The sequence below is a fragment of the Enterococcus sp. S86.2 genome (assembly GCF_059834485.2).
This window is the reverse complement of the sequence record NZ_CM206813.1, coordinates 1297192-1313089: the sequence shown is the minus strand read 5'-3', so window position 1 is coordinate 1313089 and position 15898 is coordinate 1297192. Positions and strand designations below refer to the sequence as shown.

Sequence of the window (15898 nt, the reverse complement as noted above, 5' to 3'; positions counted from 1 at the left end):
ACTTTCTATGGTAGTTCCCTCCTATATTTGGTGTTACGTTATTTTAGTTAAGCGTGATTTGCGACCCACTTATTATATGTCTCAATTGTTTTTGGATAAATGGGCTTGTTTTGTTCAATTAGATAGGTCAGTGTATGCTTTGTTTCATAAGCAACAGCCTCATCTAAATTAATCAATGCTATTTCTCGTGCTTTTTTAACCCCTGGAAAGTCTCGTCCAGGTTCAATAAAGTCCGCTACATAAATGATTTTTGCCAAAAGTGACATTTCAGCTGCACCGGTAGTATGCAACGCAATCGCTGTTAAAATTTCTTCGTCATCAATTTCTAACTCTCGCTGGACAAAGTCAGCCCCCACAATGCCGTGCCAAATGGCGTTACCCCAGTTTAACAAGTCCAAATCAAAACCATCACGACGAATAACCAATTGAAATTCATCGTCGCTTCTTTCTTTAGCGTAGTCATGCGTCAAAGCAGCAATACTTGCTTTTTCTGGTGAAGCACCATATTTACTTGCCAAGGCAATCGCAGTTTCTTCCACACCCAAAACGTGTTTAAAGCGTTTTTCACTCATTTGCATCTGAACTTTTTGCATCAGTAATTTTCGATCCATCGCCGTATAATTATCACTATATTTCATCAAGATACAGCCCCTTTTCTAAAATATAGTTTAACACAGGATCTGGTAGAAAGTAGCGCGCCGAGCACCCCTGAGCAATCTTTTTACGAATCAGAGACGAACTCAAATCCATTTGTGGAATGTCCACCCAAATAATTGGATACGGACTTTCTTGACTGTACTCAGGACGCTTAACGCCTACAAATTGAACTAAGTCAGCCAACTCATCAATTTGACGCCATTTCGGTAGATAAGCCACCATATCGCCACCAATAATAAAATAAAAATCAGTATCTGGATTTTGTTCTTTTAAAATCTTCATGGTATCAATCGTATAACTAACACCTTGCCGTCTAATTTCAACATCCTCTACTTTTAAGCGTGGATTATCTTGAACAGCTAACTTTAACATTTCTATGCGATGGTGGGCTGAAATTGTCTTTTTTGCATCAATATGAGGGGGCAGATACTCTGGCATTAGACGTACTTCATCTAAGCCTAAAAGTTGTCCTACTTGGTCTGCAATAATTAAATGCATCACATGTACCGGATTAAAGTTCCCACCTAAAATACCAACTTGTTTACGACGCTTGTTGTTTAGCGGTGCCATTTTTACTTGCGGTACGACACCAACTGCCACTTTTTGCATCTGCCAAACCTCCTAAATTGCTTTTACTTCTTTTGAAATTCTTTGATATTTTTCTTTGCTGCTTGGTCGGTATAAGACTAAAACACGGCCGATAATCTGAACAACTTGACAGTGTACTTCCTCTGTTAAAATATGTGCGACATCAGTTGCAATCTCATCTGTATTTTGTAGCAAAGAAACTTTAATTAGTTCCCGTTTTTCCAACGCTTCTCCAATTTGGATAATCATTGGACCACTAATGCCGCCTTTTCCTATTTGAAAAATCGGCTGTAGGTGATGCGCTTTGCTTCTTAAAAAGCGTTTTTGTTTTCCTCGTAATTCCATAGTTGCCTTCTTTCTAAATCAATGCTTTTCTGGTTAAGACCGCAACACCCTTAGGCGCCCAACCGGCAATAACACATGGATTAGTAATTGTAATCCAGCCCAGCCCAGCAAAGACAATATCTGTTTTTTCTTTAATTGAAAATTCAAAACGTTGTAAAGGTGGAAAATCTGCTACTTCTTCTGGGCGTGGCGGTTGTAATAGCCCCCCCACGTGTTTTTCATAAAAAGCGTCAGCATTTGTTAATTTTGTCCGGTGAATTTCCACATCATTTGAAACATATGTTACAAATGAGCTACGCTCACCTTTAATAAAATCAAAACGTGCCAAACCACCCAAAAAGAGCGTTTGCTCAGGATTTAACTGGTAAACTTTAGGCTTAACTTCTTTTTGTGGTGCAACAATTTTTAAATCTTGCGCACCTAAGTAATGCGCCATTTGTTCACGATGAATAATCCCTGGTGTATCAATCAAAAAGTGTCCATCTTCTAATGGAATTTCAATTTTATCTAACGTTGTGCCTGGAAAGCGTGAAGTTGTAATCAAGTCTTTGACACCAGCAGTCTGCTTAATGATTTGATTGATTAGCGTTGATTTTCCAACATTCGTCACACCGACAACATAAACATCCCGTCCATCACGATATTTTTCGATTGTATCTAACAGTTCTGTCATCTCTTGTGGTTTCTTGGCACTCGTCAATAAAACATCCACGGGACGCAGACCCATTTCGTGAGCTCTTTCCCGCATCCATTGTGTCATTTTCCCGCGTTTTAACGACTTTGGTAAAATGTCGACTTTATTTCCCACCATCAACACGGGATTATCACCGACAAAACGATGTAACCCGGGAATAAGTGAGCCATTAAAATCAAAAATATCAACGACATTTACAATTAAAGCATCTTTTTGCCCCAATTCATTTAATAAGCGTAGAAAATCATCATCTGTTAAAGCGACTGGTTGAATTTCATTGTAGTGTCGCAAGCGAAAACAACGTTGACAATACACTTCACCCGTTTCAAGCCCTTTATCTAGCGCTGATTGTGGCGTATAACCTAACTCACCTGGATGTTGTGTTTGAATTTCGGCACCACAGCCAATACAATAAATTGTTTCAGTTTCAGTCATTTAATTCACCTTGCCATTTCATATCCGGATTATTTTTTTGTAAATGCTTCATGATTTTCCGTTCAAAAAAGCGATTGATCCGCGTATTCCAGCCGTCTGTTGCCACAACTGGCTTCACCAAAATACTTTTAACGCCTGCTCTATTAGCTCCACGAATATCTGTCATAATTTGATCGCCCACCATTACGACATCTTCTTTTTTCATTCCCAGCTTTTGGTAGCCCGCCTTAATCCCTCTTGCAAAAGGTTTTAAAGCTCTGGAAACAAAATCTAAACCAAAAGGTGCTAATGCATGGGCAATGCGTTCATGATTATTGTTAGAAACAACAACAACAGGAATTTTAGCAGCATCCATTTGTTTTAGCCATTGGCGTAACTCTTCGGTCCCATTGGGATTATTCCAAGCGATTAAAGTATTATCTAAATCTGTTAAAACAGCTTTAATGCCATGTTTTTTTAATTGTTCCGGTGTAATCTGATAGATGGCCGAAACCATCCACGTTGGTTTATATTCCTGAAACATAGGTGCTCCTTTACTCAAAAAATGAAGGAGTACCGTGTACTCCTCAAACCGAAATTATACTATAAAATGTGTCATAATTCTAGCTTTCGTAATTTTCATCCTCATTATTTCAAACTTTATTAAAAATAGACGTCTAATTTAAAAAAATAGTCGATAATTTTGAGAGTATAAAAATAATTTTTTTAATTGCTAACAAATCACTTGCCGGAAAATAAAAAAAGCTATATACTATTTCTTGTCTTGCGGGTGTAGTTTAGTGGTAAAACAGAAGCTTCCCAAGCTTCCGTCGCGAGTTCGATTCTCGTCACCCGCTTTTATTATAAGTTTACAAACTGTGTTTTCATACAGATTTGTAAGCTTTTTTTATTTATTGCACAAAAAGTACCCAAAGTTTTTTATAGTCTCAGCTTTATATATGAATTTTATCGATTTCTTCACTCGTAATTGCCTGACTCACTAACAATTAATGGGTCAAAATCAGCTTTTTTAAAGGAGAACCCCGATGCTAACGCTTGCTTCAGTTAAAAATTTAATTTCACACCAATTTCCCCAATGGCAAAATCTCGAGATTACCTTTGTCAAAAATAGCGGACATGATAACCAAACCTTTCATTTGGGTCAAAATATGACAACCCGCCTGCCACGTTCAGCAAAGTATGAACCGCAAATAAAAAAAAGAAAGTGTTTGGCTACCTGTCTTAGCTAAACACTTGAGTTTTCATATTCCAACCCACTTGGTTTAGGCCATCCTAGTGTCTTATATCCTTCTTTTTGGTCAGTCAACCAGTTCATCTCCGGAGAAACACTTACAAGAAAAAACGTTGCCAATCTTTCTTTATTGGCCTTGGACTTAACTAAATTTTTAGTGGAGTTGCAAAAAGTACCTGTTACAACTGCACCAGCTGCAGGTAATCACAATTTTTTTAGAGGTGCCAGTCCTAGTGTTTATCATGACGAAGTTATAAGTACTTTCATCACTTTGCAAAACGATTTACCCGTAAAGCAATTAGAAAAAATTTGGCTAAATGCCATTACTTCTTCTTGGGAACACGCACCTGTTTGGCTTCACGGTGATATCGCACCAGGAAATTTGATTGTACAAAAAGGTCGACTTCATGGCGTCATTGATTTTGGCATCATGGCCGTTGGCGACCCTGCTTGTGATTACGCTATGGCTTGGAGCTTTTTTGAAAAAGATAGCCGCTCGGTTTTTCTCGCAAATTTAGATGAAGAGCTCATAAATCGGGCCAAGGGCTGGGCACTTTGGAAAGCACTGATAACCTATCGTAATCCAAATACGAAAATTGCAGCCAATGCAGCGTATACGTTGCAGCAAATTTTATTAGATTCAAAATAACTGATAGACTTCTCATTTAAAAAATGTCATTTCTGTCGAATATCACAAGTTATGTTATACTAAAAAAAGGTGATATTCATGCGAAAATTTCTTGCAGGATTATGGACTTTCTTTTTATATCTCATTTTATTTTTATTTGTAATTGGTATTTTAATTTTAATTTTCAGATGAAGGAGCGAAGCATATGGAAATCTTTGGAAATCAAGCTGCTTTTTTGGAGGACTACAAACGAATTGTTAAGACTAAAGATATGACTGACGAAATGATCATAGATAAAGTAGCCGAAGCATTGCCTACTGCACCTAATTTCCAAATTATTGCAACTAGCGATGAAACAAAACTAGGCCAACGAATTTGTTTTCCTTTCAAACAAGAAATTTGTTCTACTGATCCAGATGGCGTTGTCACAACACGCTACATCTATGTCGGTTCACCTTTTGAATTAGATACAAAAACTGACGAACAACCTTAAAAAAACAAGGATATGTTTTCTTGCAAGTGCTAGTTATTTCTGGCAACTTACTTGAAACATATCCTTGTTTTTTTATTTAGGATAAAACTTTTGATAAAAAATCAGCGGTCCGTTTATTTTGCGGATGATCAAAAAGTTCTGTCGGTGTTCCTTCTTCTCGAATAATTCCTTCGTCCATAAACAAGACACGATCGCCTACCTCTTTAGCAAAGCCCATTTCATGGGTAACAATCACCATTGTCATCCCTTCTTTAGCTAAGTCTTGCATAACTTGTAGAACTTCACCCACCATTTCTGGATCAAGCGCTGAGGTTGGCTCGTCAAAAAGCATGACATCTGGTTGCATGGCTAACGCTCTGGCAATAGCTATTCGTTGTTTTTGACCACCGGATAACGACTGGGGATAGGCCATAGCCTTGTCAGCCAAACCAACTTTTCGTAATAACTCTCGGGCAATTGTTTCAGCTTTAGCATTGGTGATGTTTTTAACTTTCCGAGGTGCTAACGTAATATTATCTAAAACCTTCATATTAGGAAATAAATTAAAATTTTGAAACACCATCCCCATCTTTTCGCGCATTTGGTACAAATCATTTTTTGAATCGGTTATATTTTGATTTTCAAAAAATATTTCACCTTGTGTCGGCGTCTCTAATAAATTCAAACAACGTAAAAAAGTACTTTTGCCTGAACCTGATGGCCCAATGACGACCACAACTTCTCCTTTTTGAATTTGTGTATCAATTCCTTTCAAAACCTTGTTATTTTTAAAAGACTTTTGCAGACCTTTGACATCAATTAAAACAGACATACTCCTCCTCCTTTAAATTCCACTTATCGACTATAGCCAACGCCCATCTTTTGTTCCCACCAGGCCAAAATTCGCCCCGTTGAAAAAGTGATAACAAAATAAATGGCGGCTGCTACAAAATAAGGTTCCAGTGGAATATAAGAATTAGTAATAACAATTTGGGCAGTATTCATCAGCTCATAAATGCCAATTGTAGAAAGTAATGATGAATCTTTAATCAAAATAATAAACTCATTTCCCATTGGTGGTAAAATATTTCGTAAAGCTTGTGGAAAGATAACATAACGCATTGCCTGCATCGGTTTTAACCCTAAAGAGCCTGCCGCTTCACTTTGGCCGCTGTCCACCGATTGAATGCCTCCCCGCACTATTTCAGCGACATAAGCACCCGAATTTAAGGAAATAACAATAATCCCTGGAATTAGACGAGTAAAATCTAATTTTAAAATACCAATATCAATTGTCGGTGCAGAAAAAGTTCCTTGCAACAAGACAAAACCAATCATAATTTGAATAAGCATTGGCGTGCAGCGGAATACTTCAATATAAATATTTGCCAGCCATCTTAATGGCGCTACAAAACTAAGTTTGGCCAATGCCATTAGAACTCCGATGATGGTTCCAATAATAATTGTTACTACTGAGATGATTAGCGTAATAACCGTTCCATATAAGAAATACGGATAATATTCAGTTAAAAAAGAAAAATCCATTTTCATTCCCCATTTTTATTCTTTGGTTGTTTTATTTGCGATCGCTGTATTTTCATTGACATATTTTTCGATTTCCCCTGAATCAATTAATTCTTTAATAATTTTGTCAATTTCACTTTTCAAAGTATCGCTGCCTTTTTGCATTGCAATCGCATAAGCTTCATCTTCGCTGGATTTTAAATCAATTGTCGCAAATTGCAATTCCGGATTTTGCGCTATATAAGCAGCACCTACAGTTTCCTCCACAACTAATGCATCAATTGAACCTTGTTTTACTTCTAAAATTAAATTGGGAACTTTTGCTACAGAAACAATTTGTGGGTCTTGCATTTGTTCTTTGACGATATCTTCTTGAATGGAGCCTTTTTGTGCTCCGATTTTCTTTCCTTTTAGACTGGCGATAGAATTATAGTTGGCGGCATTTTTTTTGTTAATGACAACTTTTTGAGGGGGATTATAATAGTTGGCCGAAAAGTCAAAGGATTTTTGACGTTCAGGTGTAGCAGAGATGCCGGCAATACCAAGATCAACTTTACCTTCTTTTAAGGTAGCTAAGACCGCATTAAATTCCATATCTTCAATTTTTAATTTCACGCCTAATTTATCAGCAAGCGCTTGTGCCAAATCCATATCTGCCCCGACAATTTTATCTTTACCATCAACCATCGTATGAAATTCAAACGGCGCAAACTCAGCTGAAGTACCAACTTTTAGTACACCACTTTCTTTAATGGCAGCCAATTTATCCTCTTCTTTTTTACTGCCACAGGCCGTTAATAAAAAACAGATCCCTACAATTGCTAAACTTGTCAAAAACTTTTTCATCCAATCACTCCTAATAAATATATATTCACTTTTAATCTCTTTATTGAGAATATATACATATTAGCACAAGGTTTTTTCAAATGCACGCTTTTTCTGAATTTTTTCACTAAAGATACGTATATTATTTCATAGCTAAATTCAACTTTTTTTATCCTTGTCAAAGAAATCCCATTATTTCAGCATTTCCAATGAAAATAATTTTAAGAGAAATTTCCCTCAACTTTAAAATATACATTTTTTATGCAAAAAAATAGATTTAGAACAAAAATCGCCTAATTTTCATCCTAAATCTATTTATAATCAAACAGCAACGACTGAAAGTTTTTCAAGACACTAAAGATAAATTTCATTTGCTCCTCAGGATATCTCAATTACCTCCTTCAGTCTTCTATTTTCAAGCGGGTCTATTCTTTAAATTTTTTAGCTTTGTTCATTAGTTTGCGATAATAAGGATGCATCGCAACTTCTGCCACTGCTTGTTCTAATTTATCGGCAGCAATCCACTTCACATCGCTATTTTCATCCGGTTTAATTTGTAAATTTTGTGTTTCTGGTGCTACAAAAAGATAGGTGGTGTTGATGTGATTGTGCTCTTTAATAAATTTTCCATTTTTATAGTGTGCAGGTACTGGTAAAATATCAAAAGAAAATAACTTTTCAGTAACTACTTGATAATTTTTGATTCCCGTTTCTTCCACCAATTCTTTTTTTGCGACTTGTAATAAATCACTCATCCCATCTGCATGCCCTCCTGTCCATGCATAAGATTGATAAATATTGTGATAAATCATTAAGGTCTTGTCATATTCTGGATTAACTACCCAAGCAGAAGACGAAAAATGATAGTCCAAATTTTCTCGCGTGAGCAAGTTTTCTTGGTATCGAATTTGTTCCATAAATAACTTCTTATCCGCAACTTCTTGTGTCGTAGCTGGTTGATAGGCTGTAATTGCAGCGATAATTGCTTCCATGGTGTACTCCTTTATAGATTTTATTTACTTGATTTTATCATATTTTTTATTTATACAGCTTCTGTCTTCATTACTATCACCGCAAAAAGACGTATCATTTCCTGTTTTAGGAAATGATACGTCTTTTTAATACTTACGGAAGCGTTCATAGCGCTCGGTCAATAAAGTTTCGACGTCCTTTTGTGCTAAGACAGTTAATTTTGCAGCAAGCTCCTGCTGCATGTACTGAACTATCGTTTCTTGTGGCAAAGTTATTCCCTCTTTTGTCTCGGGAATAACTTTTTCAATTACATTTAAATCATATAATTCTTGGGCTGTAATTTTCATCAATGCAGCCGCTTCGTTAGCGCGACTACCATCTTTCCACAAAATAGAAGCAAAACCTTCCGGCGATAAAATTGCATAAATAGAATGCTCCATCATCCATACTTCATCACCCACAGCCAAGGCCAAGGCACCTCCACTACCACCTTCGCCAATGATAATCGCAATAATCGGAACCTTCAAATCAGACATTTCCATCAGGTTTTTGGCAATCGCTTCACCTTCGCCTCTTTCTTCAGCACCGATTCCACAATATGCACCAGCAGTATTAATGAAAGTAATCACCGGACGCTGAAATTTTTCCGCCTGTTTCATTAATCGCAAGGCCTTACGATAACCTTCAGGATGGGGCGAACCAAAATTGGTTTGCAAATTTTCCTGCAGATCCCGCCCTTTTTGAATCCCTATAACCGTGACCGGTTTTTTATTTAATGTCGCGATGCCACCGACCACTGCTTGGTCATCTGCAAAGAGTCGGTCCCCATGGAATCCTTCATAGTCCTCAAAAATTAAATCAAAAAATTCTAGAGCAGTCAGCCGTTCTTTGCCGCGGGCCAACTGCACAATCTCGTGAGCCGCGGTCATTTAGCCAACCACCCTTCTGTCGTGTGTAATTTCAACAAATGTTCAATTTTATTCTTTAACTCGATACGCGGAACAATTTGATCGACAAAACCATGTTCTAACAAAAATTCTGCTTTTTGGAAGTCCTCGGGTAATTCTTGTTTAATCGTTTGTTCGATTACGCGACGACCAGCAAAACCAATTAGACTTTGTGGTTCTGCCAAGATAATATCCCCTTCCATGGCAAAACTCGCCGTCACGCCACCTGTTGTCGGATCTGTTAAAACCGTTAAGTAAAATAGTCCAGCATTACTATGGCGTTTTACTGCCGCTGAAATTTTTGCCATTTGCATTAGAGAAAAAATCCCTTCTTGCATTCTGGCTCCCCCCGAAGCTGTAAAAATCACTACAGGTAATCTTCTTTCAAGTGCTTTTTCAAATAGACGGGTGATTTTTTCACCGACGATTGTCCCCATACTCCCCATAATAAAATGCGGATCCATAATTCCTAGTGCTAAAGGCAGACCGTTGATTGTTGCTTCGCCGGTTAATACCGCTTCATGTAAGCCGGTTTTCTTTTGCGTCTGTCTTATTTTCTCTTTATAACCTGGAAAATTCAGTGGATCTTTAGTAAAAATATCAACGTCCCACTCATCAAAACTTTTTTCATCAATCGTAATTGCGATTCTTTCCCAAGCGCTAATTCTAAAATTATAACCACAATATGGACAGATTTTTTCTACCCCAATATCTTTGGTATAAAGCATATGTTTGCAATTCGGACATTTTGCCCACAAATTATCTGGAACCTGTGGTTTTTGATTTGTCCCTTGCGTGCGGTTGGGATTGATCCGAATATATTTTTTCTTTTTGAATAAAGCCAAATAAATCCCTCCTATGCTTCAGGTGTCCACTCTGGTAAAAAGATAGTTTGTAAAAAGGCAGTATCATAATCACCGGCAATCACATTCGGATGAGAAATTAAATCCATTTGAAATTCGGCGTTGGTCGTCACGCCATCTGTGACTAATTCTCCTAGTGCCCGTTGCATTTTCATTAATGCTTCAAAACGTGTTTGCCCATGAACTATAACTTTTGCAATCATGGAGTCATAATAAGGCGGGATTGTATATCCAGAATACATCCCACTTTCAACACGTAAGCCTAGTCCACCACTAGGTAAAAAGAGATTGTGAATTGTACCTGGAGCTGGCGCAAAATTAAAAGCAGGGTTTTCTGCATTAATTCGACATTCAATGGCATGGCCACTGATTGTTATCTCACTTTGTTTTAAAGTTAATTTTTCACCAGCGGCAATTTCCAATTGTTTTTTTACAAGATCAATCCCCGTAATCATTTCAGTAATTGGGTGTTCGACTTGAATTCGGGTATTCATTTCCATGAAATAAAAAGAACCACCCTCATCCATTAAAAATTCAATTGTACCTGCATTACGATAGTTAACCGCTTTTGCAGCCCGTACAGCCGCTGCCCCTAATTCTGAGCGTTTTTGCTTGGAAATCACAACAGACGGTGCTTCTTCCAAAACCTTTTGATTATTACGTTGCAACGAGCAATCTCGCTCACCTAAATGAATAATATTGCCATAATCATCACCTAAAATCTGAACTTCGATATGACGAGCTGGGTAGACAATTTTTTCCAAATACATAGCATCATTACCAAAAGCTGCTTTTGCTTCTTGTTGGGCGGATTTAAAATGTTGCGGTAATTCCTCTTGTGTCATCACTTTACGGATACCTTTACCACCACCACCTGCAGCTGCTTTTAACATTACTGGATAACCAATTTCATCAGCCAATGCCAATGCCTCAGCAACAGTATCTAATGCACCTTCACTGCCTGGAATAACCGGAACGTCTGCTTTTATCATTAGTTGTCGTGCATTAATTTTGTTTCCCATGGCATCAATTGTCTCACTTTTAGGTCCAATAAAAGTAATGTTGCATTCTTCACACATTTCAGCAAAGCGACTGTTTTCAGATAAAAAGCCAAAGCCCGGATGAATCGCTTCTGCTTTTGTGACAATTGCAGCACTTAAAATTTGTTGAACATTCAAATAAGAATCACTGGCCTTGGCAGGACCGATACAGATTGCCTCATCTGCCATTTCGGCATGGAGTGCATTTTTATCTGCTTCAGAGTATACGGCAACCGTTTGAATTCCTAGTTCACGACACGCCCGAATAACGCGTACCGCAATTTCACCACGATTTGCAATTAAAACTTTTGAAAACATACATTCACCTATCCAATCATAAAGGTTAATTCTGCTTCAGCAGCTTTTTTTCCATCAACATAAGCGATACCTTTGCCGATTCCAGCTGAAGCTTTAACTTTTAAGATCTCAACTTCCAACATTAATGTATCTCCAGGTACGACTTTACGACGGAATTTCGCCTTATCAATCCCACCAAAATAAGCTGTTTTTCCTTTAAAATCTGTTAAAGAAAGTAATGCCACTGCACCTGCTTGGGCCAAGGCTTCAATAATTAATACCCCTGGCATAACCGGCTCTTGCGGAAAATGACCTTGAAAGAAAGGCTCATTTACGGTCACATTTTTCTTAGCAACAACTTTTTTACCTTCTTCTAATTCTTCTATTCGATCAATTAATAAAAAAGGATAACGATGGGGAATAATTGCTTTAATTTCTTCAATTGTCATCACTGACATGATTTAACCTTCTTTCACAACAAACAATGGCTGATTGAATTCCACCACTTGTTCATTTTCCACTAAAATTTGAACGATTTCGCCAGTAATGTCACTGACGATCTCATTCATGACTTTCATCGCTTCAATAATGCAAAGAACTTCGCCTTTTTCCACTTTATCGCCAACTTTTTTGAAAGCTGGCTGATCTGGACCGCTTTGTAAGTAGCAGACACCTACTAATGGAGAGACAATTTCTGTACCTGTTACTTTAATATCTTCTGAAGGTGAAGGTGCTATGGGTGTAATAGCGGCAGCATCTAAAGACTCATTGTCCAAACCAAAATTTGCTGCTGGTGGCGTTGTGCCTGGTGATTTAATTTCTTGTGGTGCAGAAGTATTCTGACTTCGCACTTGTTGATTTTTATTAAAGTACAATTCAAAGTTATTATCTTTCAAATCAAATTCCGTCAATGTAGATTGATCAAATTGTGTTAATAAGTCCTTAATTTCATTGATATTCACGTAAACTACGCCTCCCAACGTTTTAGACAAATCACAGCATTGTGACCGCCAAAACCTAATGAGTTACTCATAGCATATTTTAATTCTGCCTCTTTTGCTTGATTGGTAACAACATTTAAATCAATTGCAGGATCTTGCTTTGTGACATTAATGGTTGGCGGCACAAATTGATGTTGTAATGCCAAAATTGAAGCAATTGCCTCTACACCACCAGCAGCACCTAATAAGTGGCCGGTCATAGATTTCGTACTGCTAACATACGTATCTTTGTATCCTTCACCTAAGCCATATTGAATGGCCTTAGCTTCGGCTACATCATTAGCAGGAGTACTAGTTCCATGGGCATTAATATAATCTACATCCTTTGGTGTAATACCTGCTTCTTGCATTGCCAATTTCATCGCCTTGCCAGCGCCAGAGCCATCGGGATTTGGCGCAGTCATATGATAAGCATCACAATTTGCACCATAGCCAACAATTTCAGCTAAAATATTTGCACCCCGTGCTTGTGCGTGTTCTAATGATTCTACAACAACGACACCCCCGCCTTCACCCATAACAAAACCACTACGATTTTCATCAAATGGGACAGAAGCTTTATCTGGATTACTTTCATTAGTTAGAGCGGTTAAAGCTGCAAAACCAGAGATACCAATTTCATTAATGGATGCCTCAGCACCACCGGCTAAAATAACATCTGCATAGCCGTGTTTAATATTACGAAAAGCTTCGCCAATTGAATGGGTACCAGAAGCACAAGCTGTTACAGTACTGGTACAAATACCTTTGGCACCAACTTTTAAGGCGATATTCCCTGCGACCATATTAACGATCGACATTGGTACAAACATTGGTGAAACACGTTTTGGACCTTTATCATGCATACGAATAACTTGATCTTGAATTGTCTGTAGACCCCCAATACCAGAGCTTACCATCACCCCAAAACGATCAACATCCATTTGTTTTGTGTCTAAACCAGACATTGCCACAGCTTCTAAAGCTGCATAAATTCCAAACAATGAAAATTTATCCATTCTTTTGGCATCTTTTTTGATGAAATATTTATCAAACGGAAAGTCTTTTACTTCCGCTGCGACTGTAATGCCAGTCTGGCTTGCATCAAATTGCGTGATTTCACCAATCCCATTTTTTCCTTCTTTTAAACTATCTAAAAATGTTTGGGCATCGTTACCAATTGGCGAAGCGACACCGTAACCTGTAATGACTACGCGATTCATATTGTCCTCCTTGTTAAATCTGTTTTTCTTCAAACAAACAGCCACATCTAGCCATGCATCACTAAACCACCGTCAACATTAATAACTTGACCAGTGATATACGGACTTTTAGCTAGAAAAACTGCTGTTTGGGCAATATCTGCTACTGTACCAAATTTTTGCATTGGAATATTTTGTGTCACTTGTTCTTTGACTTTATCAGAAAGAACTTCTGTCATATCAGTGGCAATAAAACCTGGTGCAATTGCATTGCAGCTAATTCCTCTAGGTGCTACTTCTCTTGCCACCGATTTGGTAAACCCAACCATCCCTGCTTTACTTGCAGCGTAATTTGCTTGGCCCGCATTGCCGATTAAACCTGAGACCGAAGACATGTTAATAATTGCACCACAACGTTTTTTCAACATTTTTTTCATAACCAATTGCGTCATATTGAAAGTTCCGCTTAAGTTAATTTTCATAACGCTCTCAAAATCTTCTGGTGTCATGCGTAATAACAGCTTATCATTGGTAATCCCTGCATTATTGATTAAGATATCAACGTTTCCTAATTGTTCTTCAACCTCTGCTAATAAATTCTTAGCTGTTGTATAGTCGCTGATATCACCAGTAACGCCCATACAAAAAACACCATGAGCTTTGATTGTGTCAATTAGTTCTTGTGGAACCGGGCGTCGCCCATTCAAAATAATATTTGCACCTTCTTGACTAAAGGCTTCTGCAATTGCCCAACCAATTCCTCTGGTACTACCTGTAATTAAGACATTTTTTCCTTTAAGCTCCATCTCTTCCTCCAAAAAGGCGACTATTCGTCCGCCAAGAATGCAATTGTTTCATTTAATGTTTTGCTATCTTCTACTCGTGTTGTTGCAATTGTTTTATCTATTTTCTTTAAGAAACCACTCAACACTTTTCCCGGTCCAATTTCCACCATTTGAGTAATCCCTAATTTTTTTAATGTATCTACACTTTCATAAAAATGAACAGGTGACATTACTTGTTGCTCTAAAAGTGATTTAATTTCACTTTGTGGCATCACTTGCGCTGTTGTGTTACTGATAACAGGGACTGTCATTGGCGCAAAATTAATTTTTACCAATTCTACTGCTAATTGCTCAGCCGCTGGTTTTAATAATGCAGTATGAAAAGGACCGCTAACATTTAATGGAATCAAACGTTTAGAACCAGCTTCCATTAATAATTCACATGCTTTATCCACAGCAGCTACTTCACCACCAATCACGATTTGTTGTGGTGTATTGTAGTTTGCCGGTGAAACAATGCCAATATCGCTGGCTTTTTGGCAACATTGTTCGATGATTTCACTTTGTGTATTCATAACTGCTACCATTTTGCCACTGCCAGCCGGGGCGGCGTTAGCCATAAAGTGACCACGTTTTGCAACTAAAGCTACTGCTGTTTTAAAATCAATTGCACCACTTGCAACTAAAGCAGAGTACTCTCCTAAGCTCAAACCACAAACTGCATCTGCTGTAAAACCTTTTGCTGACAAGAGACGCCAAAATGCGATGCTAACTGTCAAAATTGCCGGTTGCGTATATTCAGTTTGATTTAATTTATCCACTTGATCTTCATCAAAGCACAATGCCGCCATATCGTACCCTAACGCTTCGCTAGCTTGATCAAAAGTTTCCGCTACGATTTTCTCATTAGCATATAACTCTTTTCCCATGCCAGTATATTGCGCTCCTTGACCACTAAATAAAAAAGCTGTTTTCATTCATTATCCTCCGTCTTTTCATTTCAAGTCGTCATCTTAAAACAGTTTATTTTACAGTTTTCTAAGCTTTCAATTTCATTTGATTAGCTTTTCTTATAATGAAAGAAAAAATTTCTTTCATTATAAGAAAAGCCAGACTACCGCCCAGCTTAAGAGTAATTATTCAGCTTTTTGTGCTTCAACATATTTTACAAGATCAGCAACAGTTGCGATGCCTTCTTCAGTTTCAATTTTCACATCGAATTCGTCTTCGATTTCATTAATAATTTGGAATAAATCCAAGCTATCAGCTTCTAAATCTTCTTGAATGTTTGTTGTTAATTGAATTTCATCTTTTTCTTTACCTAATTCTTCTGCTACGATTTCTTGAATTTTTTCGAATACCATGTGTATTTCCTCCAATTAAATGAATTATTTTTAAGTTTATATTGCAAAC

General features: G+C 37.6%; 19 protein-coding genes, 1 tRNA gene and 1 pseudogene. 3 read left to right on the top strand and 18 right to left on the bottom strand.

Annotated features, from left to right (window positions below; translation table 11 throughout):
• Window positions 1-47: 47 nt before the first annotated feature.
• From yqeK to AC6R0T_RS06140, 5 genes are read right to left on the bottom strand one after another with little or no spacing between them, the layout of a single operon-like run.
• Window positions 48-638: a bis(5'-nucleosyl)-tetraphosphatase (symmetrical) YqeK gene (yqeK, locus tag AC6R0T_RS06160; RefSeq protein WP_206904017.1), complete on the bottom strand. Its 591-nt coding sequence runs from the start codon at window positions 636-638 to the stop codon at window positions 48-50.
• On the bottom strand, window positions 628-1227 hold the full coding sequence (locus tag AC6R0T_RS06155) for a nicotinate-nucleotide adenylyltransferase (protein WP_230708983.1): 600 nt from the start codon (window positions 1225-1227) through the stop codon (window positions 628-630). The genes yqeK and AC6R0T_RS06155 overlap by 11 nt, the downstream gene beginning before the upstream one ends.
• 51 nt (window positions 1228-1278) lie before the next feature.
• Window positions 1279-1590 carry a ribosome assembly RNA-binding protein YhbY gene (gene yhbY / locus AC6R0T_RS06150; protein WP_303754278.1) on the bottom strand — a complete coding sequence of 104 codons (312 nt, stop codon included), beginning with the start codon at window positions 1588-1590 and terminating at the stop codon, window positions 1279-1281.
• A 13-nt stretch (window positions 1591-1603) separates the two neighbouring features.
• Window positions 1604-2719, bottom strand: a complete 1116-nt coding sequence (gene yqeH / locus AC6R0T_RS06145; RefSeq protein ID WP_303754279.1) for a ribosome biogenesis GTPase YqeH — start codon at window positions 2717-2719, stop codon at window positions 1604-1606.
• A complete protein-coding gene (locus tag AC6R0T_RS06140) occupies window positions 2712-3242 on the bottom strand; it encodes a YqeG family HAD IIIA-type phosphatase (protein WP_206904002.1) in 531 nt (176 codons plus the stop codon). Before AC6R0T_RS06140 ends, yqeH begins: the two co-directional genes overlap by 8 nt.
• A 242-nt stretch (window positions 3243-3484) precedes the next feature.
• On the opposite strand from AC6R0T_RS06140, the gene AC6R0T_RS06135 reads away from it, so the two are divergent.
• The 3 genes and pseudogenes from AC6R0T_RS06135 (at window position 3485) to AC6R0T_RS06125 (ending at window position 5071) form a co-directional block, all read left to right on the top strand.
• Window positions 3485-3555 (top strand) — tRNA-Gly (locus AC6R0T_RS06135).
• Between the two features lie 429 nt (window positions 3556-3984).
• A pseudogene (locus AC6R0T_RS06130) lies at window positions 3985-4599 on the top strand (phosphotransferase); the annotation flags it as partial.
• A gap of 184 nt (window positions 4600-4783) precedes the next feature.
• Window positions 4784-5071 (top strand): hypothetical protein, encoded by a 288-nt coding sequence (locus tag AC6R0T_RS06125; RefSeq protein WP_206903992.1) that lies wholly within the window; start codon window positions 4784-4786, stop codon window positions 5069-5071.
• Between the two features lie 76 nt (window positions 5072-5147).
• On the opposite strand, the gene AC6R0T_RS06120 is transcribed toward AC6R0T_RS06125, so the two are convergent.
• The 13 genes from AC6R0T_RS06120 to AC6R0T_RS06060 form a co-directional block, all read right to left on the bottom strand.
• A complete protein-coding gene (locus AC6R0T_RS06120) occupies window positions 5148-5882 on the bottom strand; it encodes an amino acid ABC transporter ATP-binding protein (RefSeq protein ID WP_303754280.1) in 735 nt (244 codons plus the stop codon).
• A 23-nt stretch (window positions 5883-5905) separates the two neighbouring features.
• Entirely contained in the window at window positions 5906-6595 is a 690-nt protein-coding gene (locus AC6R0T_RS06115; RefSeq protein ID WP_206903990.1) for an amino acid ABC transporter permease, read from the bottom strand.
• Window positions 6596-6610: 15 nt separating this feature from the next.
• Window positions 6611-7420 (bottom strand): transporter substrate-binding domain-containing protein, encoded by an 810-nt coding sequence (locus AC6R0T_RS06110; RefSeq protein WP_230708502.1) that lies wholly within the window; start codon window positions 7418-7420, stop codon window positions 6611-6613.
• A 404-nt stretch (window positions 7421-7824) separates the two neighbouring features.
• Entirely contained in the window at window positions 7825-8391 is a 567-nt protein-coding gene (locus AC6R0T_RS06105) for an NUDIX hydrolase (RefSeq protein ID WP_303754281.1), read from the bottom strand.
• Between the two features lie 126 nt (window positions 8392-8517).
• Window positions 8518-9300: an acetyl-CoA carboxylase carboxyl transferase subunit alpha gene (locus AC6R0T_RS06100; RefSeq protein ID WP_303754282.1), complete on the bottom strand. Its 783-nt coding sequence runs from the start codon at window positions 9298-9300 to the stop codon at window positions 8518-8520.
• Window positions 9297-10163, bottom strand: coding sequence for an acetyl-CoA carboxylase, carboxyltransferase subunit beta (gene accD, locus AC6R0T_RS06095; RefSeq protein ID WP_206903986.1), 867 nt, complete (start codon window positions 10161-10163; stop codon window positions 9297-9299). The genes AC6R0T_RS06100 and accD overlap by 4 nt, the downstream gene beginning before the upstream one ends.
• A gap of 11 nt (window positions 10164-10174) precedes the next feature.
• Window positions 10175-11539: an acetyl-CoA carboxylase biotin carboxylase subunit gene (locus tag AC6R0T_RS06090; RefSeq protein WP_303754283.1), complete on the bottom strand. Its 1365-nt coding sequence runs from the start codon at window positions 11537-11539 to the stop codon at window positions 10175-10177.
• A gap of 8 nt (window positions 11540-11547) precedes the next feature.
• Window positions 11548-11967 (bottom strand): 3-hydroxyacyl-ACP dehydratase FabZ, encoded by a 420-nt coding sequence (gene fabZ, locus AC6R0T_RS06085; protein ID WP_206904203.1) that lies wholly within the window; start codon window positions 11965-11967, stop codon window positions 11548-11550.
• Between the two features lie 12 nt (window positions 11968-11979).
• Window positions 11980-12480, bottom strand: a complete 501-nt coding sequence (gene accB / locus AC6R0T_RS06080) for an acetyl-CoA carboxylase biotin carboxyl carrier protein (RefSeq protein ID WP_303754284.1) — start codon at window positions 12478-12480, stop codon at window positions 11980-11982.
• 5 nt (window positions 12481-12485) lie between these two features.
• Window positions 12486-13721, bottom strand: a complete 1236-nt coding sequence (fabF, locus tag AC6R0T_RS06075) for a beta-ketoacyl-ACP synthase II (protein WP_230708510.1) — start codon at window positions 13719-13721, stop codon at window positions 12486-12488.
• 47 nt (window positions 13722-13768) lie between these two features.
• On the bottom strand, window positions 13769-14506 hold the full coding sequence (gene fabG / locus AC6R0T_RS06070) for a 3-oxoacyl-[acyl-carrier-protein] reductase (RefSeq protein WP_303754285.1): 738 nt from the start codon (window positions 14504-14506) through the stop codon (window positions 13769-13771).
• Window positions 14507-14526: 20 nt separating this feature from the next.
• Window positions 14527-15462 carry an ACP S-malonyltransferase gene (fabD, locus tag AC6R0T_RS06065; protein ID WP_303754286.1) on the bottom strand — a complete coding sequence of 312 codons (936 nt, stop codon included), beginning with the start codon at window positions 15460-15462 and terminating at the stop codon, window positions 14527-14529.
• Window positions 15463-15621: 159 nt separating this feature from the next.
• Window positions 15622-15849, bottom strand: coding sequence for an acyl carrier protein (locus tag AC6R0T_RS06060; protein ID WP_071864750.1), 228 nt, complete (start codon window positions 15847-15849; stop codon window positions 15622-15624).
• Window positions 15850-15898 lie beyond the last annotated feature (49 nt).

What these genes read in the sequence shown, in the direction of transcription:
- yqeK (WP_206904017.1), bottom strand. Translation starts at nt 638, where the DNA reads ATGAAATATAGTGATAATTATACGGCGATGGATCGAAAATTACTGATG.
- AC6R0T_RS06155 (WP_230708983.1), bottom strand. Translation starts at nt 1,227, where the DNA reads ATGGCACCGCTAAACAACAAGCGTCGTAAACAAGTTGGTATTTTAGGT.
- yhbY (WP_303754278.1), bottom strand. Translation starts at nt 1,590, where the DNA reads ATGGAATTACGAGGAAAACAAAAACGCTTTTTAAGAAGCAAAGCGCAT.
- yqeH (WP_303754279.1), bottom strand. Translation starts at nt 2,719, where the DNA reads ATGACTGAAACTGAAACAATTTATTGTATTGGCTGTGGTGCCGAAATT.
- AC6R0T_RS06140 (WP_206904002.1), bottom strand. Translation starts at nt 3,242, where the DNA reads ATGTTTCAGGAATATAAACCAACGTGGATGGTTTCGGCCATCTATCAG.
- AC6R0T_RS06125 (WP_206903992.1), top strand. Translation starts at nt 4,784, where the DNA reads ATGGAAATCTTTGGAAATCAAGCTGCTTTTTTGGAGGACTACAAACGA.
- AC6R0T_RS06120 (WP_303754280.1), bottom strand. Translation starts at nt 5,882, where the DNA reads ATGTCTGTTTTAATTGATGTCAAAGGTCTGCAAAAGTCTTTTAAAAAT.
- AC6R0T_RS06115 (WP_206903990.1), bottom strand. Translation starts at nt 6,595, where the DNA reads ATGGATTTTTCTTTTTTAACTGAATATTATCCGTATTTCTTATATGGA.
- AC6R0T_RS06110 (WP_230708502.1), bottom strand. Translation starts at nt 7,420, where the DNA reads ATGAAAAAGTTTTTGACAAGTTTAGCAATTGTAGGGATCTGTTTTTTA.
- AC6R0T_RS06105 (WP_303754281.1), bottom strand. Translation starts at nt 8,391, where the DNA reads ATGGAAGCAATTATCGCTGCAATTACAGCCTATCAACCAGCTACGACA.
- AC6R0T_RS06100 (WP_303754282.1), bottom strand. Translation starts at nt 9,300, where the DNA reads ATGACCGCGGCTCACGAGATTGTGCAGTTGGCCCGCGGCAAAGAACGG.
- AC6R0T_RS06090 (WP_303754283.1), bottom strand. Translation starts at nt 11,539, where the DNA reads ATGTTTTCAAAAGTTTTAATTGCAAATCGTGGTGAAATTGCGGTACGC.
- fabZ (WP_206904203.1), bottom strand. Translation starts at nt 11,967, where the DNA reads ATGACAATTGAAGAAATTAAAGCAATTATTCCCCATCGTTATCCTTTT.
- fabF (WP_230708510.1), bottom strand. Translation starts at nt 13,721, where the DNA reads ATGAATCGCGTAGTCATTACAGGTTACGGTGTCGCTTCGCCAATTGGT.
- fabG (WP_303754285.1), bottom strand. Translation starts at nt 14,506, where the DNA reads ATGGAGCTTAAAGGAAAAAATGTCTTAATTACAGGTAGTACCAGAGGA.
- fabD (WP_303754286.1), bottom strand. Translation starts at nt 15,462, where the DNA reads ATGAAAACAGCTTTTTTATTTAGTGGTCAAGGAGCGCAATATACTGGC.
- AC6R0T_RS06060 (WP_071864750.1), bottom strand. Translation starts at nt 15,849, where the DNA reads ATGGTATTCGAAAAAATTCAAGAAATCGTAGCAGAAGAATTAGGTAAA.